23 protein-coding genes are annotated in these 26,235 nt (G+C 73.2%); 14 read left to right on the top strand and 9 right to left on the bottom strand.

Annotated elements, in window-relative coordinates; all coding sequences use genetic code 11:
• Positions 1 to 48: 48 nt before the first annotated feature.
• Together IG88_RS0120405 and IG88_RS0120400 are read right to left on the bottom strand one after the other, a co-directional pair.
• Positions 49 to 1,668, bottom strand: a complete 1,620-nt coding sequence (locus tag IG88_RS0120405; protein WP_031043023.1) for an ABC transporter permease — start codon at positions 1,666 to 1,668, stop codon at positions 49 to 51.
• Positions 1,665 to 2,582 carry an ABC transporter ATP-binding protein gene (locus IG88_RS0120400; protein WP_031043021.1) on the bottom strand — a complete coding sequence of 306 codons (918 nt, stop codon included), beginning with the start codon at positions 2,580 to 2,582 and terminating at the stop codon, positions 1,665 to 1,667. The genes IG88_RS0120405 and IG88_RS0120400 overlap by 4 nt, the downstream gene beginning before the upstream one ends.
• Positions 2,583 to 2,670: 88 nt before the next feature.
• On the opposite strand from IG88_RS0120400, the gene IG88_RS0120395 reads away from it, so the two are divergent.
• Positions 2,671 to 3,177, top strand: coding sequence for a GbsR/MarR family transcriptional regulator (locus IG88_RS0120395; protein WP_031043015.1), 507 nt, complete (start codon positions 2,671 to 2,673; stop codon positions 3,175 to 3,177).
• A 79-nt stretch (positions 3,178 to 3,256) separates the two neighbouring features.
• A complete protein-coding gene (locus IG88_RS0120390) occupies positions 3,257 to 3,850 on the top strand; it encodes a Uma2 family endonuclease (RefSeq protein WP_031043011.1) in 594 nt (197 codons plus the stop codon).
• Positions 3,851 to 3,856: 6 nt separating this feature from the next.
• On the opposite strand, the gene IG88_RS0120385 is transcribed toward IG88_RS0120390, so the two are convergent.
• The gene (locus IG88_RS0120385; protein ID WP_031043008.1) at positions 3,857 to 4,747 is read right to left on the bottom strand and encodes a diacylglycerol kinase family protein; all 891 of its coding nucleotides are present in this window, start codon (positions 4,745 to 4,747) and stop codon (positions 3,857 to 3,859) included.
• Positions 4,748 to 4,932: 185 nt separating this feature from the next.
• On the opposite strand from IG88_RS0120385, the gene IG88_RS0120380 reads away from it, so the two are divergent.
• From IG88_RS0120380 to IG88_RS0120370, 3 genes are all read left to right on the top strand, one after another.
• A complete protein-coding gene (locus IG88_RS0120380; RefSeq protein ID WP_031043006.1) occupies positions 4,933 to 6,216 on the top strand; it encodes an adenylosuccinate synthase in 1,284 nt (427 codons plus the stop codon).
• Between the two features lie 145 nt (positions 6,217 to 6,361).
• A complete protein-coding gene (locus IG88_RS0120375; protein WP_031043003.1) occupies positions 6,362 to 6,853 on the top strand; it encodes a DUF3515 family protein in 492 nt (163 codons plus the stop codon).
• 59 nt (positions 6,854 to 6,912) lie between these two features.
• The gene (locus IG88_RS0120370) at positions 6,913 to 7,113 is read left to right on the top strand and encodes a hypothetical protein (protein ID WP_031043001.1); all 201 of its coding nucleotides are present in this window, start codon (positions 6,913 to 6,915) and stop codon (positions 7,111 to 7,113) included.
• 69 nt (positions 7,114 to 7,182) lie between these two features.
• On the opposite strand, the gene IG88_RS0120365 is transcribed toward IG88_RS0120370, so the two are convergent.
• The 3 genes from IG88_RS0120365 to IG88_RS0120355 form a co-directional block, all read right to left on the bottom strand.
• Positions 7,183 to 7,833, bottom strand: a complete 651-nt coding sequence (locus tag IG88_RS0120365; RefSeq protein WP_031042998.1) for a hypothetical protein — start codon at positions 7,831 to 7,833, stop codon at positions 7,183 to 7,185.
• A 116-nt stretch (positions 7,834 to 7,949) separates the two neighbouring features.
• Positions 7,950 to 8,642 carry a GntR family transcriptional regulator gene (locus IG88_RS0120360; RefSeq protein WP_031042996.1) on the bottom strand — a complete coding sequence of 231 codons (693 nt, stop codon included), beginning with the start codon at positions 8,640 to 8,642 and terminating at the stop codon, positions 7,950 to 7,952.
• Positions 8,643 to 8,767: 125 nt separating this feature from the next.
• Complete coding sequence (locus IG88_RS0120355; RefSeq protein WP_031042993.1) at positions 8,768 to 10,123, bottom strand: aspartate aminotransferase family protein; 1,356 nt, start codon at positions 10,121 to 10,123, stop codon at positions 8,768 to 8,770.
• 192 nt (positions 10,124 to 10,315) lie between these two features.
• On the opposite strand from IG88_RS0120355, the gene IG88_RS0120350 reads away from it, so the two are divergent.
• The gene (locus IG88_RS0120350; RefSeq protein ID WP_031042991.1) at positions 10,316 to 12,574 is read left to right on the top strand and encodes a protein kinase domain-containing protein; all 2,259 of its coding nucleotides are present in this window, start codon (positions 10,316 to 10,318) and stop codon (positions 12,572 to 12,574) included.
• A gap of 37 nt (positions 12,575 to 12,611) precedes the next feature.
• Here the strand turns inward: IG88_RS0120350 and IG88_RS0120345 are convergent, their stop codons facing one another.
• The gene (locus tag IG88_RS0120345) at positions 12,612 to 13,367 is read right to left on the bottom strand and encodes an SLATT domain-containing protein (protein ID WP_031042989.1); all 756 of its coding nucleotides are present in this window, start codon (positions 13,365 to 13,367) and stop codon (positions 12,612 to 12,614) included.
• A gap of 295 nt (positions 13,368 to 13,662) precedes the next feature.
• Between IG88_RS0120345 and IG88_RS0120340 the strand changes: the two genes are divergently transcribed.
• The 3 genes from IG88_RS0120340 to IG88_RS0120330 all read left to right on the top strand — a co-directional run bounded on the left by IG88_RS0120340 (position 13,663) and on the right by IG88_RS0120330 (position 15,357).
• On the top strand, positions 13,663 to 14,007 hold the full coding sequence (locus tag IG88_RS0120340) for a YbaB/EbfC family nucleoid-associated protein (RefSeq protein ID WP_063760631.1): 345 nt from the start codon (positions 13,663 to 13,665) through the stop codon (positions 14,005 to 14,007).
• 98 nt (positions 14,008 to 14,105) lie between these two features.
• Positions 14,106 to 14,705: a recombination mediator RecR gene (gene recR / locus IG88_RS0120335; protein WP_031042987.1), complete on the top strand. Its 600-nt coding sequence runs from the start codon at positions 14,106 to 14,108 to the stop codon at positions 14,703 to 14,705.
• Positions 14,698 to 15,357, top strand: coding sequence for a DUF5063 domain-containing protein (locus IG88_RS0120330; protein ID WP_031042986.1), 660 nt, complete (start codon positions 14,698 to 14,700; stop codon positions 15,355 to 15,357). Before recR ends, IG88_RS0120330 begins: the two co-directional genes overlap by 8 nt.
• Positions 15,358 to 15,640: 283 nt before the next feature.
• On the opposite strand, the gene IG88_RS0120325 is transcribed toward IG88_RS0120330, so the two are convergent.
• The gene (locus IG88_RS0120325) at positions 15,641 to 17,824 is read right to left on the bottom strand and encodes an FG-GAP repeat domain-containing protein (protein ID WP_031042984.1); all 2,184 of its coding nucleotides are present in this window, start codon (positions 17,822 to 17,824) and stop codon (positions 15,641 to 15,643) included.
• A 301-nt stretch (positions 17,825 to 18,125) separates the two neighbouring features.
• Between IG88_RS0120325 and IG88_RS0120320 the strand changes: the two genes are divergently transcribed.
• The 4 genes from IG88_RS0120320 (at position 18,126) to IG88_RS0120305 (ending at position 22,971) form a co-directional block, all read left to right on the top strand.
• Positions 18,126 to 19,403: an aspartate kinase gene (locus IG88_RS0120320; protein WP_031042983.1), complete on the top strand. Its 1,278-nt coding sequence runs from the start codon at positions 18,126 to 18,128 to the stop codon at positions 19,401 to 19,403.
• A complete protein-coding gene (locus IG88_RS0120315; RefSeq protein WP_031042981.1) occupies positions 19,403 to 20,488 on the top strand; it encodes an aspartate-semialdehyde dehydrogenase in 1,086 nt (361 codons plus the stop codon). Before IG88_RS0120320 ends, IG88_RS0120315 begins: the two co-directional genes overlap by 1 nt.
• A gap of 519 nt (positions 20,489 to 21,007) precedes the next feature.
• Positions 21,008 to 21,580 (top strand): SigE family RNA polymerase sigma factor, encoded by a 573-nt coding sequence (locus tag IG88_RS0120310; RefSeq protein WP_030401374.1) that lies wholly within the window; start codon positions 21,008 to 21,010, stop codon positions 21,578 to 21,580.
• Between the two features lie 404 nt (positions 21,581 to 21,984).
• On the top strand, positions 21,985 to 22,971 hold the full coding sequence (locus IG88_RS0120305) for a hypothetical protein (RefSeq protein WP_107452237.1): 987 nt from the start codon (positions 21,985 to 21,987) through the stop codon (positions 22,969 to 22,971).
• A gap of 58 nt (positions 22,972 to 23,029) precedes the next feature.
• On the opposite strand, the gene IG88_RS0120300 is transcribed toward IG88_RS0120305, so the two are convergent.
• Positions 23,030 to 23,884, bottom strand: coding sequence for an SURF1 family protein (locus IG88_RS0120300; protein ID WP_199807478.1), 855 nt, complete (start codon positions 23,882 to 23,884; stop codon positions 23,030 to 23,032).
• A gap of 260 nt (positions 23,885 to 24,144) precedes the next feature.
• Here IG88_RS0120300 and IG88_RS0120295 point away from each other — a divergent pair, with 260 nt between their 5' ends.
• Entirely contained in the window at positions 24,145 to 25,920 is a 1,776-nt protein-coding gene (locus tag IG88_RS0120295; protein WP_051851988.1) for a S9 family peptidase, read from the top strand.
• Positions 25,921 to 26,235: the final 315 nt, after the last annotated feature.

The following is a 26,235-nucleotide window of genomic DNA, read 5'->3' as shown; positions in this document are numbered from 1 at the left end:
GCGGATGGATCTGTCCGGAATTCGCGGGTAGGTCCGGCCCGTGGGGTGTCACGTCAGGTCCCGCCGCCGCAGCCCGGCGAGCCCCGCCGCCACCAGTGCCGCCGCGATCAGGAGCAGCACCAGCACCGGCGGCCAGCTCATCTCCCCGCCCGGCAGCTTCGGCAGGTGCCCGTACGGCGACACGTCCAGTACGGTCTGCGGCACGTCCAGCGCCGGTCCCACCCACCCCAGCAGCAGTACGGCGCCCGCGACGGCCCACGCGGCCACCGCCGCCCGGGGCAGCAGCCCGTGCAGCAGGACCGCCGCACCGCCGATCACCCACACCGCGGGGAGCTGGACCAGGCACGCGCCCAGGATCGGCCCGAGGTCCCGCCCGTACCCGGCGGCGAAACCGAGCCCGGCGAGCAGCATGATGAGGGCCGCACCGCCGAAGGCGATCACCAGGTGTCCCGCGGCCCACCGCAGTCGGCCCACCGCGCCCGCGAGCACCGGTTCCGCGCGCCCGGAGGTCTCCTCGCCGCCGAGCCGCAGCACCGACGCCACGACGTACAGCGCGGCGACCAGCCCGAGCATGCCGACCATCGCCGACACGAACGCGTCGGTGAGCCCGGCCTGCCCGCCCATCCGCTCGATGATTTCGCGGGCCTGCTCGTTGTCCCCGACCAGATCCGCCGCCCCCTCCGTCATCCCGCCGTAGACGACACCGGCGAGGAGGAAGCCGATGCTCCAGCCGAGGACGCCGCCCCGCTGCAGGCGCCAGGCCAGTGCGCCGGCCGAACCCAGGCGCCCGGCGGCCGGTCCCGGCCGGGTCGGCAGAAAGCTCATCCCGAGGTCCCGGCGCCCGGCCAGGGCGTAGGCCACCGTCCCCTGCGCCAGGGCAGCGACCGCGATCAGCAACAGCACCCACCACCGCTCGTCCGCGAAGGCCCGCACGTTCTCCAGCCAGCCCAGCGGCGACACCCGGGTCAGGACCGACGAGCCGTCGTCCGTCGCCGAGTCGCCCGCCGCCCGCAGTACGAAGGCGCCGCCCAGTACCGCCGCCGTCAGCCCCCGGGCCAGCCGTGCGCTCTCGGTGAGCTGGGCGACGATCGCCGCCGTGGTCGCGAAAAGCATGCCGACGGCCGCGACCCCGAGACCGAGGGCGAGCGCGCCGGCCGCCCCCTGCCCGGCCAGTCCGGCGGCGACCAGCAGGGCCAGGGCGGCGTTGGCGACCGCCGCCGTGAGCAGCGCCGCCGTCAACGGGGCCCGTCGGCCGACCATGCCGGAGGCGACGACCTCCTGCCGTCCGCTCTCCTCCTCGTCGCGGGTGTGCCGTACGACGATCAGCAGGCTCATCACGGCGGCGAGCGCACCGGCGTACAGGCCGACGCGCCAGGCGGTGAGCGCGCCGAGACCGTCGTCGAAGACGGGGCCGACCAGTGCGCGCAGCGAGGAGTTGGTCTCCATCTGCCGCATCAGGTCGGCGCGTTCGGCGGCGGTGCCGTACAGGCCCTTGATCGTGCCCGGCATGGACAGCACCATGAGCGCGTTCACCCCGACCCAGACGGGGATCAGCACACGGTCACGGCGCAGGGCGAAGCGGAGCAGCGTGCCGGTGCCGGCGAGCTGGCGCGAGCCGCCGGAACGGGCCGCGAAGGCCGGGGCGGTGGCGTCGGCGGTGGCGGTCATCGGGCCGTCACCTCCGCACCGGACTCCGTGCCTTCGGCCTGGTAGTGCCGCAGGAACAGCTCCTCCAGCGTCGGCGGCGTCGACGTCAGCGAGCGCACGCCGGTCTCGCTCAGCGACCTCAGGACGGCGTCCAGCTTGTCGGTGTCGACCTGGAGCCGGACGCGGTGTCCCCGGACGTCGAGGTCGTGGACGCCGGGCAGGCGGGCGAGGCCGTTCGGGGCGCCCGCGAGTTCGGCGGTGACGCTGGTCCGGGTCAGGTGGCGCAGGTCGGCGAGCGATCCGCTCTCGACGGTCCGCCCCTTGCGGATGATGCTGACCCGGTCGCACAGCTCCTCGACCTCGCTGAGAATGTGGGAGGAGAGCAGCACCGTCCGGCCGCGCTCGCGCTCCTCCGCCACGCAGCGCTGGAAGACCTCCTCCATCAGCGGGTCGAGTCCGGAGGTGGGTTCGTCGAGGATCAGCAGGTCGACGTCGGAGGCGAAGGCGGCCACCAGGGCCACCTTCTGGCGGTTGCCCTTGGAGTAGGTGCGGCCCTTCTTGGTCGGGTCGAGTTCGAAGCGTTCGACCAGCTCGGCGCGGCGCCGGGTGTCCAGTCCGCCACGCAGGCGGCCGTAGAGGTCGATGACCTCGCCGCCGGAGAGGTTGCGCCACAGCGTCACGTCGCCGGGGACGTACGCGATCCGCCGGTGCACCCTGACCGCGTCCGCCCACGGGTCGCGGCCGAGCACCCGGGCGGCGCCCGAGTCGGCGCGCAGCAGGCCGAGCAGGACCCGGATGGTGGTGGACTTGCCGGCTCCGTTGGGCCCGAGGAACCCGTGGACCTCGCCGGCCACGACCTCCAGGTCGAGACCGTCCAGCGCGTGCGTGCGTCCGAACGCCTTGTGCAGACCGGAGACGCTGATTGCCTTCGTCATGGTTCGGAACGTACGCTTCTTTCAGAAATTTGTGAAGTTAAGAAACCGTCAGGATGAGGGGTCGCGCCGGGTGAGGGATGATCGACGGATGACGACGGAACCAGCGGAGGCGGGGCGCGACCCCGAGGCGGTGTCGAAGTTCGTGGAGGGCTTCGCGGCCCAGCTCGTCGAGGCCGGGATGCAGCGCATGCCGGCCCGGGTCTTCGCCGCCCTGCTGGCCTCCGACTCGGGCTCCCTGACCTCCGCGGAACTCGGCGAGAGCCTGCGGGTCAGCCCGGCCGCCGTCTCCGGCGCCGTGCGCTACCTCTCCCAGCAGCACATGGTCGCGCGCGAACGTGAACCGGGTTCGCGCCGGGAGCGTTACCGGGTGCACAGCAACCAGTGGTACGAGGCGCTCACCAACCGCGAGGCCGTGCTCAAGCGCTGGGAGAGCGCCCTGCGCGAGGGCGTTGCCAGCCTCGGCGCCGACACCCCGGCGGGCCGGCGCATGGCCGAGACGCTCGCCTTCTTCGAGTTCGTGGACGGGGAGATCGCGGCGATGATGGAACGCTGGCGGGTGCACCGGGAGGAGCGGTTCGGGCGGGGGTGGCGGTGATCGTAGAAGCGGGTCACTTCGGCGTAGCCGGACCACTGCGCTGAGTTGTCGCGGGTCCGCATCAAGGGGAGGGCGCATCATGACTGTCATGGCGGAGCGACCGACGATGAGCGGCACTGAGTACCAGAGCTTCGAGGAACTGCTGGTGGCCCTCGACGAACTGGTCGTACCCGACGGCTACCGGGCCGAGATCATGAGGGGGAGCATCGTCGCGTCGCCGTGGTCGAAGGGGTACCACCTCCTGGTCATGCGCCGGGTGTGCGAGCAACTGGAGGCGCACCTTCCCGAATCGCATGTGATCGAACGAGGGCCGTTCCTCTACGTCTTCCCGGGAGACGGGTGCGCCTACGGACCGGACATCCACGTGGCGCACGAGCGGGCTTTCGAGACCGAGAGCCGCCATCTGGACGGTGAGGCCCTGTCCTTCGTCGCCGAGCTGACCTCCCCTGCCACCCGAACCAATGACCTGACCGACAAGGTCAGGGTGTATGCCAGGGCCGGCATTCCCGTCTACCTGGTCCTCGACATGCAGGAGGAGCAGGCCATCGTCCACGGCTCCCCCACCCCCGAGGGGATCTACGAGGTCCGCTTCACCAAGCCGTTCGGCGAGAAGCTCCCGATCCCCGCCCCGTTCGACTGCCTGCTCGACACCGCCGGCTTCACGGCCCCCTGACCAGCCCTACCCCGCCGGCAGCATCAGCCCCCAAGCCCCCTCCCGCGCCACCCACGTCCGTGTCCCCACCGGCCCGCACACCACCGCGTCGGCCCGGTACCGGAAGTGCGCCCCCGACACGGTCACCGTGCGTCCGCTCGCCGTCAGCGGCGCCGCCTGCGCGCCCACCGACAGCGGCCGCGCCTCCACCACGGCCACCCCTCCGCCGCCCGGCATCACCGTCAGCGCCTCCACCGGCTGGTGGAGGTCCACCAGCGTCACCCCGTCGACCTCCACCCGCAGCCGGACCGGACCGGCGGCGCCCGGTGCCGCGGCCGTGCGGGCCGGACGCGAGGACGCCAGCGTCCGGACGAGCGACTGGCAGGTCCGCAGCCAGGGGCGGAGCGCCCCCGGACCGGGGCCCCCGTCCTCCTGCACCGGCACCGGAACCGGCGGAATCCCCACAGCCCCCAGCACCACCCCGTCGCTGTCGTCGACGAGCAGGTCCAGGCGCCGTTCCGCGCCGTCGAGGACGGCCCGCGCCGCCGCCACCGCCCCCGTCGGCAGGCCCAGGGACCGGGCGAGGCCGAGCGCGGGGCCGACCGGCACCACCGACAGCGCGCAGCCCGCCAGCTCCCGCTGCCGGTGCAGCAGGGCCACGGCCCGCAGCAGCGCACCGTCGTCGCCGACCACCACCGGACGCCGCGAACCGCGCCGCCCGAGCGCCCGCGCGAACTCCTCCGGACCGTCCGGCAGACACACCTTCGTGTGCGACGCACCCGCGCTGAGCACGTCCTTGGCGATCCGGACGGACTCCCCGTCCAGCCGCCGGGCGGCCGGATCGACGACCACCAGGAGCTGGTCGGACCTCGCGGAAGGGTTCGCGGAAGAGCTCGCGGAAGTCGCCACCTCGGCCATGCCTCGCTTCCTCGGGTAGCATCTTTGTGCAAGAGCCCCTTGCGCTGTTGCGCCAGGGGCTTCGTCTATTCCGGGGCACCCGGTCCGACGGTTGGCGGCCAACGACGGTCGCGGTGTACGTGGCGGAAACCCGTCGCATACGCCCTCGACCATGGACATGCCCCGCCCGGAAGGGGTGTACGCGCGTGCCCGCACTTGTGCTGCTCGGTGCTCAGTGGGGTGACGAAGGCAAGGGAAAGGCGACGGACCTGCTCGGTGGTTCCGTCGACTACGTGGTGCGCTACCAGGGCGGCAACAACGCCGGCCACACGGTAGTCGTGGGCGACCAGAAGTACGCCCTCCACCTGCTCCCTTCCGGGATCCTCTCCCCCGGCTGCACGCCGGTCATCGGCAACGGTGTCGTCGTCGACCCGTCGGTCCTGTTCTCCGAGCTGAGCGGGCTGAACGAGCGAGGCGTCGACACGTCCAAGCTCCTGATCAGCGGCAACGCCCACATCATCACGCCGTACAACGTCACCGTCGACAAGGTGACGGAACGCTTCCTCGGCAAGCGCAAGATCGGCACCACCGGGCGCGGCATCGGCCCCACGTACGCCGACAAGATCAACCGCGTGGGCATCCGGGTCCAGGACCTCTACGACGAGTCGATCCTCACCCAGAAGGTCGAGGCGGCGCTCGACGTCAAGAACCAGATGCTCACCAAGCTCTACAACCGCCGCGCCATCGCCACCGGCCAGGTCGTCGAGGAGCTGCTGGGCTACGCGGACAAGCTCGCCCCCTACGTCGCCGACACCGTCCTGGTCCTCAACCAGGCCCTCGACGACGACAAGGTGGTCCTCTTCGAGGGCGGCCAGGGCACGCTGCTCGACATCGACCACGGCACGTACCCCTTCGTCACCTCGTCGAACCCGACCGCGGGCGGCGCCTGCACCGGCGCCGGCGTGGGCCCGACGAAGATCAGCCGGGTCATCGGCATCCTCAAGGCGTACACGACCCGCGTCGGCGCCGGTCCCTTCCCGACCGAGCTGTTCGACGAGGACGGCGAGGCCCTGCGCCGCATCGGCGGCGAGCGCGGCGTCACCACCGGCCGCGACCGGCGCTGCGGCTGGTTCGACGCGGTGATCGCCCGCTACGCCACCCGCGTCAACGGCCTCACCGACTTCTTCCTCACCAAGCTCGACGTCCTCACCGGCTGGGAGCAGATCCCGGTCTGCGTGGCCTACGAGATCGACGGCAAGCGCGTCGAGGAGCTGCCGTACTCGCAGTCCGACTTCCACCACGCGAAGCCGGTCTACGAGACGCTGCCCGGCTGGAGCGAGGACATCACCAAGGCGAAGTCCTTCTCCGACCTGCCGAAGAACGCCCAGGCGTACGTCAGGGCGCTGGAGGAGATGTCCGGCGCGCCGATCTCCGCGATCGGCGTCGGCCCGGGCCGGGACGAGACGATCGAGATCAACTCGTTCCTGTAGGACCCGCCGGCGCACCGCACACCGCGCACGCACACCGACGGCCGGGACCCCGCACGGGGCCCCGGCCGTCGGCATCGGGACGGCGGATACGCTGGCCGCAGCCTCAGGGCCATTCAGTGGACGTACAGCACGGAGCGAGCGGAACATGCGGAAGCCCACCACCCGGACGTGGATCTGGCTGGCCGTGGCCGCCGTCGCCGTGACCGGCGGTGCCTTCTACGTCGACGGCCACCGCGTCTCCGCGGCCCCGCACGCCGACGACCCCAAGTGCGACAAGGTGGTCTCCCGCCTCCCCGACGACATACCCGGCGCCTCGCGCGACTGGGCCCTCGGCAACGCGGTGGCGTCCTGGGGCGGACAGAAGGCCGTCTTCCGCTGCGGCGCCGAGGAACTGCAGCCGAACGTCAACCTCTGCGTCACCGCGGACGGTGTCGACTGGGTCCTGGACGAGGACCGGCTCAAGAGCGACGGCGTGAGCGTCCTGCGCACCTACGGCCGCTCACCGGCCGTGGAGTTCACCTACTCCGGCCCGCGCGAGGAGGTGGGCGGCATCCTCGCCACCCTGGACCCCGCCGTGAAGTGGCTCCCGCAGGAGCGCAAGTGCATCGGCCTGGAGGACGCCGACACCGTCCTGTAGCCCTGCGTTCGGCCCCCTCCACCGGGCGTCCGCGGGCCCGGTGGTGTCGGATCTGGTGCATGACCGACCGCTACAGCACCGCCCGCTGCCGGGGCCCGTACGGCGGCGAGAACGGGCCCGACGACTGCGGCGACCCGGTCCGCTTCGAGGTCGCCCGGCACCTGCGGCCGCCGCTGCGGGTGTGCCCGGTCCACCTGGGACCGGCGCTGCTGCTGGCCGCCGGGGTGCTGTGGCCGCCGGGCATCACACTGGTGTCGTAGAGGCCATGACGGTCGTGGAGGCCGTGGAGGCCGTAGCGCGGTCGTGGAGGTCGTAACGGACTGTTCCCGTCAGCTAAAGACGATCATCGATCCCTGCGCCAGGCTCCGGGTCGCCGCCGCGTGCAGACCGAGCCACACATGGCGCTCCCGGGCGAACGGGCTGGAGTCGTACGGTCCGGGCACGGCCGGTTCCTCCAGCTCCGTCGGGGCGAGCGGCGGCTGCGGCGCGGCCGGGGGATTGGCCGGGTCGATGCCGAGGGCCGGGGCGACGGCCTCCAGTTCCCGCAGCAGGCGGTGCGAGGAGCCCAGGGGGCCTCCGCCCGCGAGGAGTTCGTCGTCGGCGAGCGGGTGCGGGAAGTCGACCGGGACGTAGGCGCCCGCGTGGTCGTAGTGCCACACGAGGTGGGACTGCTGGGCCGTCGACTCGAACATCTCCAGCAACTGCTCGTAGTCACCGCCGAGTTCGTCCACCGGGGTCACCGGCAGGCCGCACATCTGGAGGAGGTGCGCCCGGCGCAGGAAGTGCAGGGCGTCGTAGTCGAAACCGGCCACCGGGGCGACCTCGCCGGACAGGCCCGGCATGTACTGGTACACCGGCACCGGCGGCAGCCCGGCCTCGGCCAGCACCTTGTCGTACTGCGCGAGTTCCTCGGCGAACGGGTTGTCCGGCGTGTGGCACAAAACGTCGACGAGCGGTACCAGCCACAGGTCACAGGCCAAAAGAGGGCTCCTCACACAGCACGGTGGTCAGGGCAGCGTAGTCGGTGTGCGCCGGGGCGCGTTGCGTGCAGGTCCCTTACCCATCTGGGGCCGGACCACGACACGTCCGGCCTTGGTCATCCGGCGGTGAGCCCCTCGATGAGGCCGAGCGAGTGGGCGTTGTACGCGTCGACGAGCGCGCGTGCGCCGGGGACGTCGCGGTGGGCGAGGGCGTCGACCAGTTCGGTGTGCCCGGACCACAGCGCGCCGCGCAGTTCGCCGAGCCGGCGCAGGTGCTGCACCGTGCACACCCAGCTCTGCACGCGCAGCCGGTGCAGGAAGTCGGAGAGGTAGGGGTTGCCGAACAGGGCGGCCAGCTCGCGCCAGTAGCGCAGGTCGTAGCCGATCAGGACGGTCAGGTCACCGGCCGCGGCGGCGCGCTGGGCCTCCTCGCCGCGGCGCCGGACCCCGGCGAGGGCGAGGGCGACGCGCGGGTCGCCCGGGTCCGGCAGGTCCGCGGCGAGGGCGAGGAACATCCCGTCGGTCACCAGGCTGCGGGCCTCGATCATGCCGCGGAAGTCGTCGACCGAGTACTCGTGGACGCGGAAGCCGCGGTGGTGGTCGGCGTCGAGGAGCCCCTGCGCGGACAGGTCGACCAGGGCCTCGCGCACGGGCGTCGCCGACACCCCGTACTGCTCGGCGATCTCCTTGACCGTGAACTCCTGCCCCGGCTGGAGCCTCCCCGCCAGCACCTCGTCGCGGAGCGCGTCGGCGATCTGCTGCCGCAGGGTGCTGCGCGTGACGGCACCGGTACCGCGGGGGCCGGGCATGGGCGGGCGTCTCCTCGTCGCGTGCGGGGCGTCGCGCAAGGCGTCGTCCGGGGGCGTGCTCGTACACATGTCTACCGTGTACGAGCACGCAACCCTACGCGCTCGGACCCCTCGGCCCCTTCCGCCTACTGTGTGTACTCGTCCGCCACGGACAGTGCCGTGTCCAGGGCGGCGAGGCCCTCCTTCAGCTCCGCCTCGGTGATGTTGCACGGCGGGACCACGTGGGTGCGGTTCATGTTCACGAACGGCCACAGCCCGTGGGCCTTGGCGGAGGCGGCGAACGCGGACATCGGCGTGGCCGCCTGCCCGGTCGCGTTGTACGGCACCAGCGGTTCGCGGGTCTCCCGGTCCTTCACCAGCTCCAGCGCCCAGAACATGCCGGTGCCGCGCACCTCGCCCACGCTCGGGTGGCGCTCGGCCAGCTCCCGCAGCGCCGGTGCTACGACCTCGGCACCGAGCCGCGCCGCGTGTTCGACGACGCCCTCCTCCGCCATGACGTTGATCGTGGCGACGGCGGCGGCGCAGGCCAGCGGGTGCCCGGAGTAGGTCAGTCCGCCGGGGTAGGGCCGCTCGGCGAAGGTCGCGGCGATCTCGCCGGAGATCGCGACGCCGCCGAGGGGCACGTAGCCCGAGTTCACGCCCTTGGCGAAGGTCATCAGGTCCGGCACGACGTCGTACAGGTCGGCCGCGAACCACGTGCCCGTCCGCCCGAAACCGGCCATGACCTCGTCGAGCACGAAGACGATGCCGTACTTGTCGCAGATCTCGCGCACCCCGGCGAGATATCCGGCGGGCGGCGTCATGATCCCCGCCGTGCCCGGGATCGTCTCCAGGACGACCGCGGCGATCGTCCCCGGGCCCTCGAAGGCGATCGTCGTCTCCAGGTGCTCCAGTGCCCGGGCGCACTCCTGCTCCTCCGTCTCGGCGTAGAAGCGCGAGCGGTACAGGAACGGCGCCCAGAAGTGCACGACCCCGGCCGTGCCGCTGTCGGAGGCCCAGCGGCGCGGGTCACCGGTGACGTTGACCGCCTGCTGGGTGCCGCCGTGGTACGAGCGGTACGCGGAGAGCACCTTGGGGCGTCCGGTGTGCAGCCGCGCCATGCGCAGGGCGTGCTCGACGGCGTCGGCGCCGGCGTTGGTGAAGAAGATCTTGTCCAGGTCGCCGGGGGTCCGCTCGGCGATCAGCCGGGCCGCCTCCGAGCGCGCCTCGACGGCGAACGCGGGGGCGAAGGTCGTCATCCTCGCCGCCTGCTCCTGGATCGCGGCGACGACCTTGGGGTGCTGGTAGCCGATGTTCGTGTAGACGAGCCCGCTGGAGAAGTCGAGGTAGCGCTTGCCGTCGTAGTCCCAGAAGTACGACCCCTCGGCGCCGGCGACGGCGAGCGGGTCGATCAGCTCTTGCGCTGACCAGGAGTGGAAGACGTGCGCGCGGTCCGCGGCCTTCACGGCGGCGCCGGTCTGGGGGGAGGGCTGAGGGGTCATGCGGCCGAGGGTAGATGTCCGCGATGCGGAAACGGAATCGGCGTCCTGTCTGCGGTCGGGAGCTTTCCACGACAGGTTGTCGACGCACGCGGGCGCTCCGTTACGGAACCGTGGAGGAAGCCCGCGCTGCCGGCGGCCGGCCCCGCACTATCCTCGCCCTGTTGCTCACGATCGGGGGGAAGGCGGCGCCGCATGCGGAAGCTCGGGGGCGGGGACCCACAGCACATCGGGGCCTACCGGCTGCTGGGGCGGCTGGGGGCGGGCGGCATGGGCCACGTCTACCTGGCCCGTTCGGACCGCGGGCGCACCGTCGCCGTGAAGCTGGTGCGCGAGGAACTGGCCGCGGTGGAGGAGTTCCGGGAGCGCTTCCGGCAGGAGGTCGAGTCCGCGCGGCGGGTCGGCGGGTACTGGACGGCGCCCGTACTGGACGCGGACACCGAGGCCGCGGTGCCGTGGGTCGCGACGGGGTACGTCGCGGGGCCGAGCCTCCAGCAGGTCGTCGGGCACGACCACGGCGCGCTGCCGGAGCGGTCGGTGCGCACGCTGGCGGCCGGTCTCGCCCACGCCCTCCAGGACATCCACGCCGCCGGGATCGTCCACCGGGACCTCAAGCCGTCCAACGTCCTGGTCACCATCGACGGCCCCCGCGTCATCGACTTCGGCATCGCGCGCGCCCTGGAGACGGTGACCGACGGCGGTGTCACGCGCACCGGCGCGCTCGTGGGCTCGCCGGGCTTCATGGCGCCCGAACAGGTGCAGGGCGACCGTGTCACGCCCGCGTGCGACGTCTTCTGCCTCGGCTCCGTCCTCACCTACGCCGCCACGGGCAAGCTGCCCTTCGGCACGGCGACCAGCGGCGTGCACGCGCTGATGTTCCGCATAGCGCAGGAGGAGCCCGACCTGGAGGGTGTGCCCGAGGGCATCGCCGACCTGGTCCGGGACTGCCTGCGGAAGGACCCCGCCGCGCGGCCGGGTCTCGCCGAACTCCTGGAGCGCACGGGCGCGCAGGACACGGTCACCCACGGCCGCTCCCGCGACCCGTGGCTGCCCAGCGCCCTGGTGGCCCAACTCGGCCGCCACGCGGTCCGCCTCCTCGACACGGAGAACCCCGAAGCCCCGGGACCCGACGACACCCCCGGGGCACCGGGGGCCACGGGGACGCCAGGGGCCGCTGCGGTCTCGGCGGCCGCTGGTGCGGGGGGTGCGGTGCCGGGTGGCGGCGGGGTGCCGGGTGGTGCGGGGCCTGGTGGCGGGGGGCCGGATGGCGCGGGTGTGTCCGGTGGTGCGGTGCCGGGTGCGGGTGTGCCCGGCGGGGCGGTGCCGGGTGCTGGTGTGTCCGGTGGGGTGGGTGCTGGCGGTGCGGGGGCTGGTGTTGCTGGGGCTGGTGGTGCGGGGTTTGGTGGTGGAGGGCCGGGTGGCGCGGGTGTGTCCGGTGGTGCGGTGCCGGGTGCGGGTGTGCCCGGCGGGGCGGTGCCCGGTGGTGCCGGGACCCGCGGTGTGCAGGTCGGCGGTGCCCGGATCGACGGTGGGGTGGCCCATGGCGTGGACCCCCGTGCCGCGGGCACCGGGGAGGCGGGCAGCGGGGAGGCGGGCACTGGAGACGCGGGCGCCGGGGGCGTGGGTGCCGTTCCCGGGGCCGGTGCGGTGCCGGGGAGTCCGCCTCCGCCGCGGGAGCCGGGGAGCGGTGGTGCCCCGCTGGACCACCGCCCCACCCTCGTCGCGGGCCAGAGCCCGCCGGCGTCCCCGTCGGCCGCCCACGCCCACGCGTCCGTCCCGGGGCCCGACGCGGCGTACCCCGGCTCCCCGCACCCCGGGTACCAGCACCCGTACGGCGGGGGCGTCGGTGCGACCCCGCCCCAGGGGCCGCCGCAGCCGTACGGCCCGTACGAGCCGCCGCGCAGCGCCCGTACCACCGCGCTGCTGATCGTCGTCGCCCTGGTGGTCGCGCTGGGCGCGGGCGGTGCCGTCTACGCCCTGATGCGCGGCGACGGCGACCACCGCGCGGGTGGCGACCCCACTCCGGGACGGACCACCGGCGCACCCCAGGACCCCGGCCCGTCCGGACCCTCGGCCGGTTCGACCGCTCCGGCGGCCGACGAGGGCACGGTCCCGGCCGCCTACGTGGGCGAGTGGGCGACCGCCATCGACAACGCCTCCGGCTCCCACCCCCGGAGCCTGACCATCGCGCAGGGCGAGGTCGGCGACACGGTGATGACCCTCGTGGCGGACGGCCCGACGGACACCGGCACCTATCACTGCGTCTTCGACGCCTCCCTCGCCGCCGAGCCGGGCACCGACGGCCCGCTGCGGCTCGGTCCGTCCGAGGTCAGGACGGGCCCGCCCGCGAGCTGTGCCCCGGGCGGGTCCTCCACGGTCACCCTGCTGCCGGACGGCAGCCTCCAGCGCACCAACGACGACACCGGCGAGTCCCTCGTCTACACCCGTCGCTGAGCGTCCGCCCGTGCGGGGGGCGCGATCCCGCCGGGGGTCACCGGGGCTCCGGCGGGCGCTGGCGGGGCATGTTCGGGCGGGTGCCGTTCTGCGGCGGGACGGTGAACCGCCCGGTGCCCGGGCCCCCGCCCTCCGCGCGGTGACCGTCGGCCGCCGCGCCGTGCGGGCCCAGGGGCGCCGGTCCCGTCCGGAAGCCCGCCATCCAGTCGGCCGTCTCCGCCCGCACCAGCTCCGTCAGGTCCTCGGAGAACCGCCGCAGTACCAGCAGGCACCGCTCCGCGGCCTCGCTCGCCGTGCCCTCGGCCGGACCCAGCACCTCCCGCACACTCTCCGACGCCCAGTCGAACTGGAGCGCCTGGAGCCGGCGCTGCACCGCCTGCGCCGTGGCCACGTCCCGCATCCAGCCGGACGTGACCCCGAAGTACCGGTCACCGGCCACGCACGCCACCGCCCACAGCAGCGCCAGATACCCCCAGCGCGCGACCCCGCCCAGCGCCCCGGACAGGTCCAGCAGCGGCAGCGCCGCCCCGGCGACGGCTCCCACCGCGGCCCCGCCCCGCAGCAGCACGGCACCGCGCCGCTTCCACACCCGGTCCGCGAGATACCAGGCCGCCGTGTCCAGCGCGCCCCGCTCCACCCACCGGTACAGCTCGTCCAGCCGCTCGGCGGGCAGTGTCCAGTCCCCGAGGGGAAACGCCCGCCCGGTCAGGTCGCCCGGCCGCGTCCCGGCCGCCCCCTCGCCGTTCCGCCCGTGCTGCGGCGGCCCCTCGGGCTGCATCTCCGGCTGACCCACCCGGCACTCCCTACTGCTCGCCACTGCTCGCCGTACCGCCCGCCGTCCGCGAGGACTCGTACGCCGAACCCCGCGCCGGAACCCTGCGCCGGAACCTCGCGCCGGAACCCTTCCTACCGCCCAATGGGTGGCGAAGAGCCGGGTTCCGCCGCTTTTCCGCCCGGAAGAGGGCGTTGATCAGGTATAGGGCTTCGACAGCGTCACTCGAAAGAGTGCTGGGGCGAGGGCCGCCCGGACCACGTAGGCTCGTGCCGAACGGCAAAACCGTCGTGACCGGACGTGATGGGAGCTGAACGTGATCCCCGGTGGTGGCCAGCCCAACATGCAGCAGTTGCTGCAGCAGGCCCAGAAGATGCAGCAGGACCTGGCGAAGGCCCAGGAGGAACTGGCCCGGACCGAGGTCGACGGCCAGGCGGGCGGCGGCCTGGTGAAGGCCACGGTCACCGGCTCCGGCGAGCTGCGCGGCCTCGTGATCGACCCGAAGGCGGTGGACCCCGAGGACACCGAGACCCTCGCCGACCTGGTCGTCGCCGCCGTCCAGGCGGCCAACGAGAACGCGCAGAACCTCCAGCAGCAGAAGCTCGGCCCGCTCGCCCAGGGCCTGGGCGGCGGCAGCGGCATCCCCGGCCTGCCGTTCTGAGCCGGGCGGAACCGGCCCTTTCCCGGTTCGCCTTCCTCAGACCGCCCGGATCCATCTACCGTACGTAGTGCACGAACCTCAGGAAGGACGGCAGTCCGTTGTACGAAGGCGTGGTCCAGGACCTCATCGACGAACTCGGGCGGCTGCCCGGCGTCGGTCCCAAGAGCGCGCAGCGGATCGCCTTCCACGTCCTGCAGGCCGAGCCGACCGACGTACGGCGGCTCGCCCAGGCCCTCATGGAAGTGAAGGCCAAGGTCCGCTTCTGCGCGACCTGCGGGAACGTCGCGCAGGAGGAGCAGTGCAACATCTGCCGCGACACCCGGCGCGACCCTTCCGTCATCTGCGTGGTGGAGGAGCCGAAGGACGTCGTCGCCATCGAACGCACCCGCGAGTTCCGCGGGCGCTACCACGTGCTCGGTGGCGCGATCAGCCCGATCGACGGGGTCGGCCCCGACGACCTCCGCATCCGTGAGCTGCTGGCCCGCCTGGCGGACGGCACCGTCACGGAGCTGATCCTGGCCACGGACCCGAATCTGGAGGGCGAGGCCACGGCCACGTACCTCGCCCGCATGATCAAGCCCATGGGCCTCAAGGTCACCCGCCTGGCCAGCGGCCTCCCGGTGGGCGGCGACCTGGAGTACGCGGACGAGGTGACCCTCGGCCGTGCCTTCGAGGGGAGACGACTCCTAGATGTCTGACGCCACGCTGCACGCGACCGACCAGAACCCGGACGACTTCGCGGTCCAGATCGCCGACCAGATCGAGAGTTTCCTGGTCGCCGTCACCGAGGTGGCGAAGGGCGACGAGCCCGACTCGGCCGTCCCCTTCCTCCTCCTGGAGGTCTCCCAGCTCATGCTGGCCGGGGGCCGCCTGGGCGCCCACGAGGACATCGTCCCCGACGAGCGCTACGAGCCCGACCCCGGACCGGAGCAGGACGTGGACCAGCTCCGCGAGAACCTGGCCCGCATCCTCGAACCGATCGACGTCTACTCCGAGGTCTTCGACCCCTACGAGCCGCGCCGGGCCCCGGTCCCGGCCCGCATCTCCGACGACCTCACCGACGTCATCACCGACCTGCGCCACGGGATGGTCCACTACAAGGCCGGCCGCACCACGGAGGCGCTGTGGTGGTGGCAGTTCTCCTACTTCTCCAACTGGGGCTCCACCGCCTCCGCGACCCTGCGCGCCCTCCAGTCGGTCGTCGCCCACGTCCGCCTGAACCAGCCCCTGGAGGAGCTGGACGGCCTCGACACCGACCAGGACCTCGGTGACGACGCCCTGGAGACGGAGGCCGGCCACGTCATGGTGCGGGAGATCGCGGGCCCGCTGGGGCTGCGCCCGGTCACGTGACGCGGTCCGCCCGGCGGACTCACGCCGCTCCGCCCGTACGGCCTCTCCGCCCTCGCGTCATGCCGGCGCGGCCCGCAGCCGCACGGGGCACACGTACGGCGCGGTGACCGTCGGCACGCTGTACCAGCGCAGCGGCCGCGTGTTTCCCTCCAGCGCCGGACGCCGACGTGGCTGACGGTCGGCGTCCCCCGCCGGCCCCCCGAGCCGCTGCCCGCCCGGCGGCCACTCCCGCGCCGCCACCTGCCCGGGCGCCGCCAGGAGTACACCCCGGGCTTCCCCGAGGTCAGGAAACGGCCGTGTGGTCCGGGTACGTGTCGAGGACGGTGTCGGGCTGCCCGCTGCCGAAGGGGGCGTGCCAGTCGCCGGTGCCGGGGTAGTAGCGCGTGGACTCGGGGCCGTAGGCGTACAGGTCGGGGCGTCCGTCGTGGTTGGCGTCACCGATGCCGACGAGATGCCGGTAGGTGTTCCAGCCGCCGCCGATCCGCGTGGGGGGCGCGAAGGTGCCGTCACCCTTGCCGAGGTAGAGCCAGAGGACGCCGGCCTTGTCGCGGGCGACGAGATCGCCGGTCGCGGCGCCGCCGAGGTCGCCCGTGGCCGTCAGGTCGTTGTAGACGCCCCAGCCCCCGCCGACCCGGGTGCGGGCGGCGAAGGGGGCCCGCCAGTCGCCGGTGCCCTTGTAGAGCCACAGGACACCGCTCTTGTCGGTGGCCAGGAGGTCGGCCCGCCCGTCGTTGGTGAGGTCGCTGCCCGCGGTGATCTTGTCGTAGGTGTTCCAGCCGCCGCCGATCCGCGTGCGGGGCGCGAAGGTGCCGTCGCCCTTGCTCAGGTAGAGCCAGAGGACGCCGGCCTTGTCGCGGGCGACCAGGTCCCCGTGGGCGGCGCCGCCGAGGTTGCCGGCCGCCTCGATGCGGTCGTAGGTGCTCCAGCCGCCGCCGACGAGCTTCTGCTCCGAGGCGCGGGACAGTTGCCCGTCCAGCGGGCGGAAGTAGGAGTCGGTGCGCCACAGGCGGCCGGACGCGTCGCGGGTCAGGAGGTCGGGGCTGCCGTTGTCCGTGTAGTCGTGCGGCGCGGCCGCCCGCACGACCTCGAAGGAGCCGGAGGCGGTCAGGGTCGGGCCGATGCCGTTGCGCGGGCGGGCCGAAATCTCCCACGTGTAGTCGCCGTTGGGCGCGTCGGCCGACATGTGCTCGACGTCGCCCCGCCAGTCGAAGGTGAAGTCCGTCGGCTCGGGCCCGTAGAACACAGCCTGCGCGGTCTTCCCGGAGTTCCTGTGACGCAGCGTCACCCACAGCTCCGCGTTGTCCCGCGACAGCGTCCAGCGCAGCTTGACCCGGCCGCCGTCGCGGTCGAGGTCGACCACCGGGGGGACGTTCTGGCCGACGAGCGTGAGCCTGGTCGGTTCGCCGGTGCTCGCGACCATGGCCGCGACCGGGGTGCCGTCGGCGTCGGAGCCGATGCGGTAGACGCCCTCGCCCTGGGCGACGGTGCCGCCGCGCACGTAGAGGACGCCGTCGGGGGAGACGGCGGCGGAGGTGAGGTGGTCCAGCAGCTTGGTGGCGACACCGGTCCTCAGGTCGCGGGCGGTCAGGTCGTGCAGGACGCTCTCGTCGGCGTCGGTCAGGCCGCCCGGGTCGCCGTGCACCACGTGGTCGCCCTGGAGGCCGATCCGGAGGCCACGGGGCGTCCAGGCAGGCATCCTGACCCGCTGGGTCCCGCCCGTGGCACGCGTGCGGACCACGATGCTGGTCCGCTCCGCGCCGTACTCCACCCAGGCGACGTAGTCCTCGGAGACGGCGATGTCGCCGTCGCCGGACGGTTCGTCGCGCAGGCCGGTCTCCGTCACGGCGCCGGTCGCGAGGTCGAGCAGTCCCCAGTACTTCTTCCCGCCGCTCGTGTAGGTGACCAGTGCGTGCGCGGACGTTCCGGGCCTGACCCGGCGGTCGGTGGCGTCGGCCGGGAGGCCGGTCACGGGGGTCGGGCCGGCGTCCTTGGTGTGCATCAACAGGTCGGCGCCCGCGGGCGCGCTGCTGTCCGTGCTGAAGAGTGCCTGGCCCGCGGCGCCCGCGTAGCCGAGACCGGCGGCCGGCTGGACGAAGATGTCGAAGACCTTGTGGCCGGTGGCCACGTCCAGCAGTTCCGCGGTGTCGCGGCGCGGCTGTACGGCCACGAGGTCGCCGTACCCGGTGGCCTGCATGGGCAGGCTGTCGGCCAGATCGGTCACGGCGCCGTCCGAGGCCCGCACCCAGGCCCGGTCGTTCCTGGTGTCGTCCCAGGTCAGGTACCCCGATGCGGTGACGGCCACGATCTTGTGGTGGACCGGGAACGTGGCCGTGGCGGCCGTGACCGTCTGCTGGGCCGGCGGAGCCGCCGCGGCCGGAAGGGCCGGAAGCCCGGCGCCGACGGCGGTGGCGAGAACGACGGAAGCGGCGACGGCGAGCCGTCCGCGCCACGGGCGTGCGTGAGACAAGGCGGTGATCCTCCTCGGACGTGGCGCACCGCGCGCCACAGCCCTCAGACTCACCACCGGGCCCAAGGGTTGCACGTTCAACCAAGTCGCCTTTCCCCGTGGCGGGAAGGCACTTGTGAACGTGTGACACACCGCACTTTCCCGAGTGACCCGCCTCCCCCTGGGCATGAGCCAGCCTGAGCGAGTACCCGGGTCTCACCATGCGATACCGCAGGGGGGAAATCCGGACGCTCGGTAAAATGAGCCGACCGCAGTACATATACGTACGTGCGGAAAGAGACGGATTGAGCGAGGAGCGCACGTGGGCCTTGTCGTGCAGAAGTACGGAGGCTCCTCCGTAGCCGATGCCGAAGGCATCAAGCGCGTCGCCAAGCGGATCGTGGAAGCGAAGAAGAACGGCAACCAGGTGGTCGCCGTCGTTTCCGCGATGGGCGACACGACGGACGAGCTGATCGATCTCGCCGAGCAGGTTTCCCCCATCCCTGCCGGACGTGAACTCGACATGCTGCTGACCGCCGGAGAGCGCATCTCCATGGCGCTGCTGGCCATGGCGATCAAAAACCTGGGTCACGAGGCCCAGTCGTTCACCGGCAGCCAGGCCGGAGTCATCACCGACTCGGTCCACAACAAGGCCCGGATCATCGACGTCACGCCGGGGCGCATCCGCACCTCGGTGGACGAGGGCAACGTCGCCATCGTCGCCGGCTTCCAGGGCGTCAGCCAGGACAGCAAGGACATCACCACGCTGGGCCGCGGCGGCTCCGACACCACGGCCGTCGCCCTCGCCGCCGCGCTCGACGCGGACGTCTGCGAGATCTACACCGACGTCGACGGCGTGTTCACCGCCGACCCGCGCGTGGTGCCGAAGGCGAAGAAGATCGACTGGATCTCCTTCGAGGACATGCTGGAGCTCGCTGCCTCCGGCTCCAAGGTGCTGCTCCACCGTTGCGTGGAGTACGCCCGCCGGTACAACATCCCGATCCACGTGCGGTCCAGCTTCAGCGGACTGCAGGGCACGTGGGTCAGCAGCGAGCCGATCAAGCAAGGGGAAAAGCACGTGGAGCAGGCCCTCATCTCCGGAGTCGCGCACGACACCTCCGAGGCCAAGGTCACGGTTGTCGGGGTGCCCGACAAGCCGGGCGAGGCCGCCGCGATCTTCCGCGCCATCGCCGACGCCCAGGTCAACATCGACATGGTCGTGCAGAACGTGTCCGCCGCCTCCACGGGCCTGACGGACATCTCGTTCACGCTGCCCAAGAGCGAGGGCCGCAAGGCCATCGACGCGCTGGAGAAGAACCGCCCGGGCATCGGCTTCGACTCGCTGCGCTACGACGACCAGATCGGCAAGATCTCGCTGGTCGGCGCGGGCATGAAGAGCAACCCCGGTGTCACCGCCGACTTCTTCACCGCGCTCTCCGACGCCGGGGTGAACATCGAGCTGATCTCGACCTCCGAGATCCGCATCTCGGTCGTCACCCGCAAGGACGACGTGAACGAGGCCGTGCGCGCCGTGCACACCGCCTTCGGGCTCGATTCCGACCGTGACGAGGCCGTCGTCTACGGAGGCACCGGACGCTGATGTCCGGTACGCAGGACCGTGGCCGGGACGGCCGCACCGGCAGGCCCGCGCTCGCCGTCGTGGGCGCCACCGGTGCCGTCGGCTCGGTCATGCTCCAGATCCTGTCCCAGCACGCGGACGTCTGGGGCGACATCCGCCTGATCGCCTCCCCGCGCTCGGCCGGCCGCAAGCTGGCCGTGCGCGGGGAGGAGGTCGAGGTCGTCGCACTGTCCGAGGAGGCCTTCGACGGGGTCGACGTCGCCATGTTCGACGTGCCCGACGAGGTCGCCGCCCAGTGGGCGCCCCTCGCCGCCGCCAAGGGCGCGGTGGTGGTCGACAACTCGGGCGCGTTCCGGATGGACCCGGACGTGCCGCTCGTCGTGCCCGAGGTCAATCCGCACGCGGTGCGGATGCGGCCGCGCGGGATCGTCGCCAACCCGAACTGCACGACGCTGTCCATGATCGTGGCGCTGGGCGCGCTGCACGCCGAGTTCGGTCTGCGCGAGCTGGTCGTCTCCTCGTACCAGGCGGTCAGCGGGGCCGGGCGGGACGGCGTGGAGACGCTGCGCCGGCAGTTGTCGCTGGTGGCCGGGACCGAGTTGGGGACCCACCCCGGCGACCTGCGGCGGGCCGTCGGCGACGACACCGGGCCGTTCCCGGAGCCGGTCGCGCTGAACGTCGTACCGTGGGCCGGGTCGCTGCGGGAGGACGGCTGGTCCTCGGAGGAGATGAAGGTGCGGGACGAGTCCCGCAAGATCCTCGGGCTGCCGAACCTGCCGGTCGCCGTGACCTGCGTACGGGTTCCGGTCGTGACCACGCACTCCCTGACCGTGCACGCCCGCTTCGAGGGCGACGTCAGCGTCGAGGGCGCCCGGGAGATCCTGGCCACCGCGCCCGGCGTCGTACTCTTCGACGACCCGGCCGCGGGGGAGTTCCCCACGCCCGCCGACGTGGTCGGCACCGACCCCACCTGGGTGGGCCGGGTGCGCCGGGCCCTGGACGACCCGACCGCGCTCGAACTCTTCGTCTGCGGGGACAACCTGCGCAAGGGCGCCGCGCTGAACACGGCGCAGATCGCGGAACTGGTGGCGGCCGAGTTCTCCTGACTCCCGGTCAACTATGGATCGTCGGGGCGAAAGCCCTGGCCGTTGTGGGTTTCGTTTGTAGGATTCCCGGACGGGATGTGATCCGGAAGTTGGTCCGGACTACTTGTACCCGGCACCCGTGCCGTCAGAGGATTTGCTCCCCGCCCTCCGCAACCGCGCGAGCGGCGGGGAGCGTCTTTGCGGGCACCCCTTCGGGGGCGCGGGGGCGCGTGGTCCGGCGTGGGGACGCCGGAGACGGGCGTGGGGACGCCCGTTCACACGGGACATAGGGGAAGAGCGGACGATGAGGGCCTATGACGCACCGTCAGGCGGGTGGCTGCCCGGGAGACCGTCCGGGCGGCGGACCGGCGGACGCGGGAACGTGACGTCCGGCACGTACAACCCTCACGGGGGCGGACGAGTCCAACTGGCGTGGCAGAGGTTCTCGAATTCACCGCAGGGGTACGGGGAGCGGCACTGCGTCCGCCCGTCCCGCCCGCCCGGTCCGTCCGTCCCCGTGTGGCCGGGCCGGCCGGTGGCATGCCGGTGATCGCGCCCATGCCCGCAGCGCGGCCGGCCCGCATGACGAACGAGCGCGACGGCGCCGAGGAGGTGGCGGCGGGCACCACCGTCGACCACCTCACCGAGACCTACCGGGCGCACTACCGCTCGCTGCTCGGCCTCGCCGCCCTCCTCCTCGACGACACCGCCTCCTGCGAGGACGTGGTCCAGGAGGCCTTCATCCGCGTCCACTCGGCGCGCAAACGCGTCCGGGACCCGGAGAAGACCCTGGCGTACCTGCGTCAGACGGTGGTCAACCTCTCCCGCTCGGCGCTGCGCCGCCGCATCCTCGGCCTCAAGCTCCTGTCCAAGCCGATGCCGGACATGGCGAGCGCGGAGGAGGGCGCCTACGACCAGTTGGAGCGGGACTCCCTGATCAAGGCGATGAAGGGACTGCAGCGCCGCCAGCGCGAGGTGCTGGTCCTGCGCTACTTCGCCGACATGACGGAGGCCCAGGTCGCCGAGACGCTCGGCATATCCCTGGGCTCGGTCAAGGCGTACGGCTCGCGCGGGATCGCGGCGCTCAGGGTGGCCATGGAGGCACCGGCATGAGCGACGGCAACGACGCGCGCCCGGACGGCCACGGGGGACACGGCGCCGACCGGGGACACGACGCCCCCGGGGAGCACGATGCGCCCGCCGGTCCGGGAGGGCGGGAGCAGCACGAGCAGACGCACGCTGGGAACGGAACTGTGAACCACGGCCCCGCCGAGCACGGCCCCGACGCCCGGGGCCCCGCCGAGCACGGCTCCGACGCCGGGCGGCCTGCCGAGCACGGCTCCGACGCCGGGGGACCCGCTGGGCGTGGTTCCGACGTTGGGGGGCCTGTTGGGCGTGGTTCCGATGTCGGGGGGCCTGCTGGGCGCGGTTCCGACGCCCGGGGGCCCGCCGAGCGCGGTTCCGATGTCGGGGGGCCCGACGGACCGGCCGCCGACGAGGCGGCCGTCCTGCGCGCGATGATGCGGCGGGCGGTCGGCGAGATCGAGCCGAGTGAGGGCACCCTGGAGCACCTGCGGCGGGCCGTGCCCGCCCGGCGGGCCCGCAAGCGCCAGGCCGCCGTCGGCGCGGCCGCCGCCGTCCTCTTCCTCGGCACGGCGGTCCCGGCCCTCGTGCACGTCTCCAACTCCACCGGCGCGGGAGCCGACCCGTCCGTCGCAGGCAACGCCTCACAGGCCCAGGGCGGCGTCTCCCAGGGCAAGGACCCGGCCGGCGGCCAGAGCGGTGTCGCCGGTTCGGGGGACGCCCCGGAGGGCAAGGACAAGGCCGGTCCCGAGGAGACGCCGGGCGGCGAGAAGAGCGGCGCCGCGACGGGCTCGTCCCCCTCGGACGTCCCCAGCGCCAGCAGCCCCGCCGACGTGCCCGTCTGTGCGCCGGGCTCGCTCGCCCCGGCCGTCGCCGGCACCGCGGCCCCCGACTCCACGGGCGTGGTCTACGGCTCCTTCCGGGTCACCAACGTCTCCCCGGGCGGCTGTACGGTCACCGGCCCCGGCAGTGTGGTCACCGCCACGCTGGGCGCCGCGGACGCCGCCCGGGTCGGCACCGCGCGGCACGCCGCCGGGGACGCCGCGGCCGGGCTGCCCGACCCCTCACTGGAGGCGCCCTCGCTGACGCTGGCCGCGGGCGCCGCGTACGAGGTGCGGTTCGCGTGGGTGCCGTCCGAGACCTGCCCCACCACCGGCGGTCCCACGGGCGGCGGCACCGGCGGACCCTCGCCCGACCCCTCGCCCAGCGACGACACGGCCGCCTCGGGCGGCGGCGCCGCGGGGGGCGGCGGCGAGGCGGCGCCCGCGCCCCAGTTGCTCACCGCGGACGGCCCTGCCGAGGGAAGCGTGTCGGTGACGTACACCCCCGAGGGCGGCTCCGGTTCCGCGACGGCCACGGTGCCCAACGCGTGCACCGGGACGGTGTACTGGACGGGACTGCTGGCGGACTCGGGCGCGTGACGCCGGGGGCCGGGGGCCGGTCAGGAGACGGACTGGGGGGCGTGACTCCGAGGGCCGGTCAGGAGACCAGTCCCGCCTTGTCCCCGCCGGCCTTGTCCCCGCTCTCCTCGTCCCGACCGTCCGGCTGATCGCCCTGTCCGTCCGGCTGCTCGTCCTCGGGGGCCAGGCCCAGCTCCGCGTCGCGGGCGAGTTCGAGCTCCCGGCGCAGCAGCCGGAACCACATGAAGATCACGAAGCCGACGAAGGCGAACCACTCGGCGGTGTAGCCCAGGTTCTGGAACGCCTTCAGGTCGAGGCCCGTGTTCTGCGGCGCGCTCACCGGCACGGCCCGCATCCCGGAGTCGCCCTCGTTCAGCGTGACCCACGCGTCGTAGACGTCGTAGGACACCAGGTTCAGCAGGGTCGCCGCGCTGATCGAGCCGGTCTGCCCGTCGGGCCAGCCCGAGCGTCCGCTGACGCCGTTGCTGCCGGGTGACTCGGCGGCCTGGAGCGATCCGGTGACGGTGACCTCGCCGGCGGGCGGGGCGGGGGCCCTGGCCGGGTCGGGCTCGCCGGGCAGCCAGCCGCGCACGACGGGCAGCGCCTCGCCGCCGTCGGTGCGCAGGAGGGTGAGGACGTAGAAGCCCGTGCGGTCGTCCAGCTTCCGCTCGGGGACCAGGAACTGATCGTCGTACCGGCCGGTGACCGTGGTCTGCCTGCCGACCGTCGCCTTGTCCACGGGCAGCATCTCGGCCAGCGGGCGCGCCGCCTCCCGGCGGCCGGACTCCTGCTGGGTGGTGGCGGTCTCGTGGTCCTGCACCCGGTCCTCGAACCGGCCGAGCTGCCAGGAACCCATGAAGATGCAGAAGGGGATGGCCAGGACGACGAAGACGTTGATCCCCCACCATCGGGGCGTCAGCAGAAACCGGTACACGCCTACCACGGTACGGTGCGCGCCGCGTGGCCCCGCAGCGGGGCTGTGGAAAACGTGGGGGGAGGAGGGGCGGGCGGAGGGGGTTGTCCACAGGCTGGGGATCTCTTCAGCGCGATGTCGCCCGGTCGGGGCAGTATGGGGCCATGACTGAGAGCAACGGGCCCGTGCCGCCGGACGTGGACGCGGCCGTGGACATGGACGTGGACGGGAACGGGGACGAGCGGGGCGCGGACGGGCGGCGCACGCGGGACGACGGGCCGATGCCCGACTGGGAGAAGCGGTTCCGGGCGCCGAGGGTGTCGCTGCCCGACTGGGCCGAGGACGCCCCGGACCGCTCCCTGTTCGTGTCGAACGCGACGGGGACGTACGAGCTGTACGCCTGGGACCGGGCGAGCGGCGAGCAGCGCCAGGTCACGGACCGGCCCAACGGCACGACGGACGGGGTGCTCGCGCCCGACGGCGAATGGATCTGGTGGTTCGACGACAAGGACGGCGACGAGTTCGGCGTCTGGCGGCGCCAGCCCTTCGCGGGCGGCGCGGACGAGCCGGCCGTGCCCGGCCTGGCCCCCTCCTACCCGGCGGGCCTCGCCCTCGGCCGGGACGGGCGCACCGCGGTGATCGGCCGCTCGACGGACGAGGACGGTACGACGATCCACCTCGCGTACGCGGGCGGCCCTCCGGCGGAGATCTACCGGCACCGCGAGTCGGCGGGCGTCGGCGACCTCTCCCACGACGGCTCCCTGATCGCGATCGAGCACACCGAGCACGGCGACGCGATGCACTCGGCGCTGCGCGTCCTGCGTCCCGACGGGAGCAAGGTCGCCGAGCTGGACGACACCGAGGGCGGCAGCAAGGAGCTGGGCCTTGAGGTCCTGGGCTTCGCGCCGGTCGACGGCGACACCCGCCTGCTCATCGGCCACCAGCGCCGGGGCCGCTGGGAGCCCCTGGTGTGGGACGTGGCGACGGGCGAGCAGACCGACCTCGCCCTGGAACTGCCCGGCGACGTCAGCGCCGAGTGGTACCCGGACGGCTCCGCCCTGCTGATCGTGCACGGCTTCGAGGCCCGCAGCGAGCTGTTCCGCTACGACTTCGCCGAGCGCGGACTGACGCAGATCGACACCCCCGCGGGCACCGTCTCCGGGGCCACGGCCCGCCCCGACGGGACGGTGGAGTACCTGTGGTCCTCGGCCGCCGAGCCGTCGGCGGTCCGCTCCACCACCGGCCACGTCGTCCTGGACCCGCCCGGCCTGAAGTCGCCCGGCTCGGTCCCGGTGGAGGACGTGTGGGTGGAGGGGCCCGGAGGCCGCATCCACGCCCTGGTCCAGAAGCCGGCGGGGGCGGCTGGTCCGCTCCCGACGGTCTTCGACATCCACGGGGGCCCGACCTGGCACGACAGCGACGCCTTCGCCGCGGGCCCGGCTGCCTGGGTGGACCACGGGTACGCGGTGGTCCGCGTCAACTACCGGGGCTCCACCGGGTACGGCCGCGCCTGGACCGACGCCCTCAAGCACCGGGTGGGCCTCATCGAGCTGGAGGACATCGCGGCGGTGCGCGAGTGGGCGGTGACCTCGGGCCTCGCGGACCCCGAGCGACTGATCCTCACCGGCGGCTCCTGGGGCGGCTACCTCACGCTGCTCGGCATCGGCACCCAGCCCGAGGCGTGGACGCTGGGGATCGCGGCCGTGCCGGTCGCGGACTACGTCACGGCGTACCACGACGAGATGGAGGGCCTCAAGGCCCTCGACCGCACCCTGCTGGGCGGCACCCCCGAGGAGGTCCCCGAGCGTTTCGAGGCGTCCTCCCCGCTGACCTACGTCGACGACGTCAAGGCCCCGGTGTACATCTCCGCCGGCGTCAACGACCCCCGCTGCCCGATCCGCCAGGTGGAGAACTACGTGGACCGCCTCAAGGCCAGGGGCGCCGTCCACGAGGTCTACCGCTACGACGCGGGCCACGGTTCCCTGGTCGTCGACGAACGCATCAAGCAGGTGTCCCTGGAACTGGACTTCGCAAGGAGACACCTGCCGCAGAGCTAGCCCTCCCGGCTCCCGGCACCAGCTCCGCAAGCCCCTCCCCCCTTCCCCCCACCAAAACCGGCCACGCCACTCGACCCCCCGACCCGCGACGGCGCTGCCGCTCGATCGCCCGAGCCGGGAACAGGCGCACCGCAGGGCTGACGGGGCCCGGGGCTGGGGGCGTCATTCGGACGCCCGAGCCGGGACGGGGCTTGGCCGCCCGAGTCGGTTCGGGGTGCCTTCTCGGGCGTCCGGGCCGGTCTTCGGGGGTGGCTTCCTGGCCGACCGAGTCGGGTGGTGGGTGGGCATAGGCCGGGGGTCCAGGGGGCGGAGGGG

It is taken from the genome of Streptomyces sp. NRRL F-5650 (assembly GCF_000721365.1).
Classification (GTDB): domain Bacteria; phylum Actinomycetota; class Actinomycetes; order Streptomycetales; family Streptomycetaceae; genus Streptomyces; species Streptomyces ardesiacus.
The sequence above is the reverse complement of the archived record's forward strand: the minus strand, read 5'-3'. Positions and strand labels throughout refer to the sequence as shown.

Bases quoted from the DNA above. Each gene is read 5' to 3' on its own strand.
- IG88_RS0120405 (WP_031043023.1), bottom strand. From the start codon at position 1,668: ATGACCGCCACCGCCGACGCCACCGCCCCGGCCTTCGCGGCCCGTTCC.
- IG88_RS0120400 (WP_031043021.1), bottom strand. From the start codon at position 2,582: ATGACGAAGGCAATCAGCGTCTCCGGTCTGCACAAGGCGTTCGGACGC.
- IG88_RS0120395 (WP_031043015.1), top strand. From the start codon at position 2,671: ATGACGACGGAACCAGCGGAGGCGGGGCGCGACCCCGAGGCGGTGTCG.
- IG88_RS0120390 (WP_031043011.1), top strand. From the start codon at position 3,257: ATGACTGTCATGGCGGAGCGACCGACGATGAGCGGCACTGAGTACCAG.
- IG88_RS0120385 (WP_031043008.1), bottom strand. From the start codon at position 4,747: ATGGCCGAGGTGGCGACTTCCGCGAGCTCTTCCGCGAACCCTTCCGCG.
- IG88_RS0120375 (WP_031043003.1), top strand. From the start codon at position 6,362: ATGCGGAAGCCCACCACCCGGACGTGGATCTGGCTGGCCGTGGCCGCC.
- IG88_RS0120370 (WP_031043001.1), top strand. From the start codon at position 6,913: ATGACCGACCGCTACAGCACCGCCCGCTGCCGGGGCCCGTACGGCGGC.
- IG88_RS0120360 (WP_031042996.1), bottom strand. From the start codon at position 8,642: ATGCCCGGCCCCCGCGGTACCGGTGCCGTCACGCGCAGCACCCTGCGG.
- IG88_RS0120355 (WP_031042993.1), bottom strand. From the start codon at position 10,123: ATGACCCCTCAGCCCTCCCCCCAGACCGGCGCCGCCGTGAAGGCCGCG.
- IG88_RS0120350 (WP_031042991.1), top strand. From the start codon at position 10,316: ATGCGGAAGCTCGGGGGCGGGGACCCACAGCACATCGGGGCCTACCGG.
- IG88_RS0120330 (WP_031042986.1), top strand. From the start codon at position 14,698: ATGTCTGACGCCACGCTGCACGCGACCGACCAGAACCCGGACGACTTC.
- IG88_RS0120315 (WP_031042981.1), top strand. From the start codon at position 19,403: ATGTCCGGTACGCAGGACCGTGGCCGGGACGGCCGCACCGGCAGGCCC.
- IG88_RS0120310 (WP_030401374.1), top strand. From the start codon at position 21,008: ATGCCGGTGATCGCGCCCATGCCCGCAGCGCGGCCGGCCCGCATGACG.
- IG88_RS0120305 (WP_107452237.1), top strand. From the start codon at position 21,985: ATGATGCGGCGGGCGGTCGGCGAGATCGAGCCGAGTGAGGGCACCCTG.
- IG88_RS0120295 (WP_051851988.1), top strand. From the start codon at position 24,145: ATGCCCGACTGGGAGAAGCGGTTCCGGGCGCCGAGGGTGTCGCTGCCC.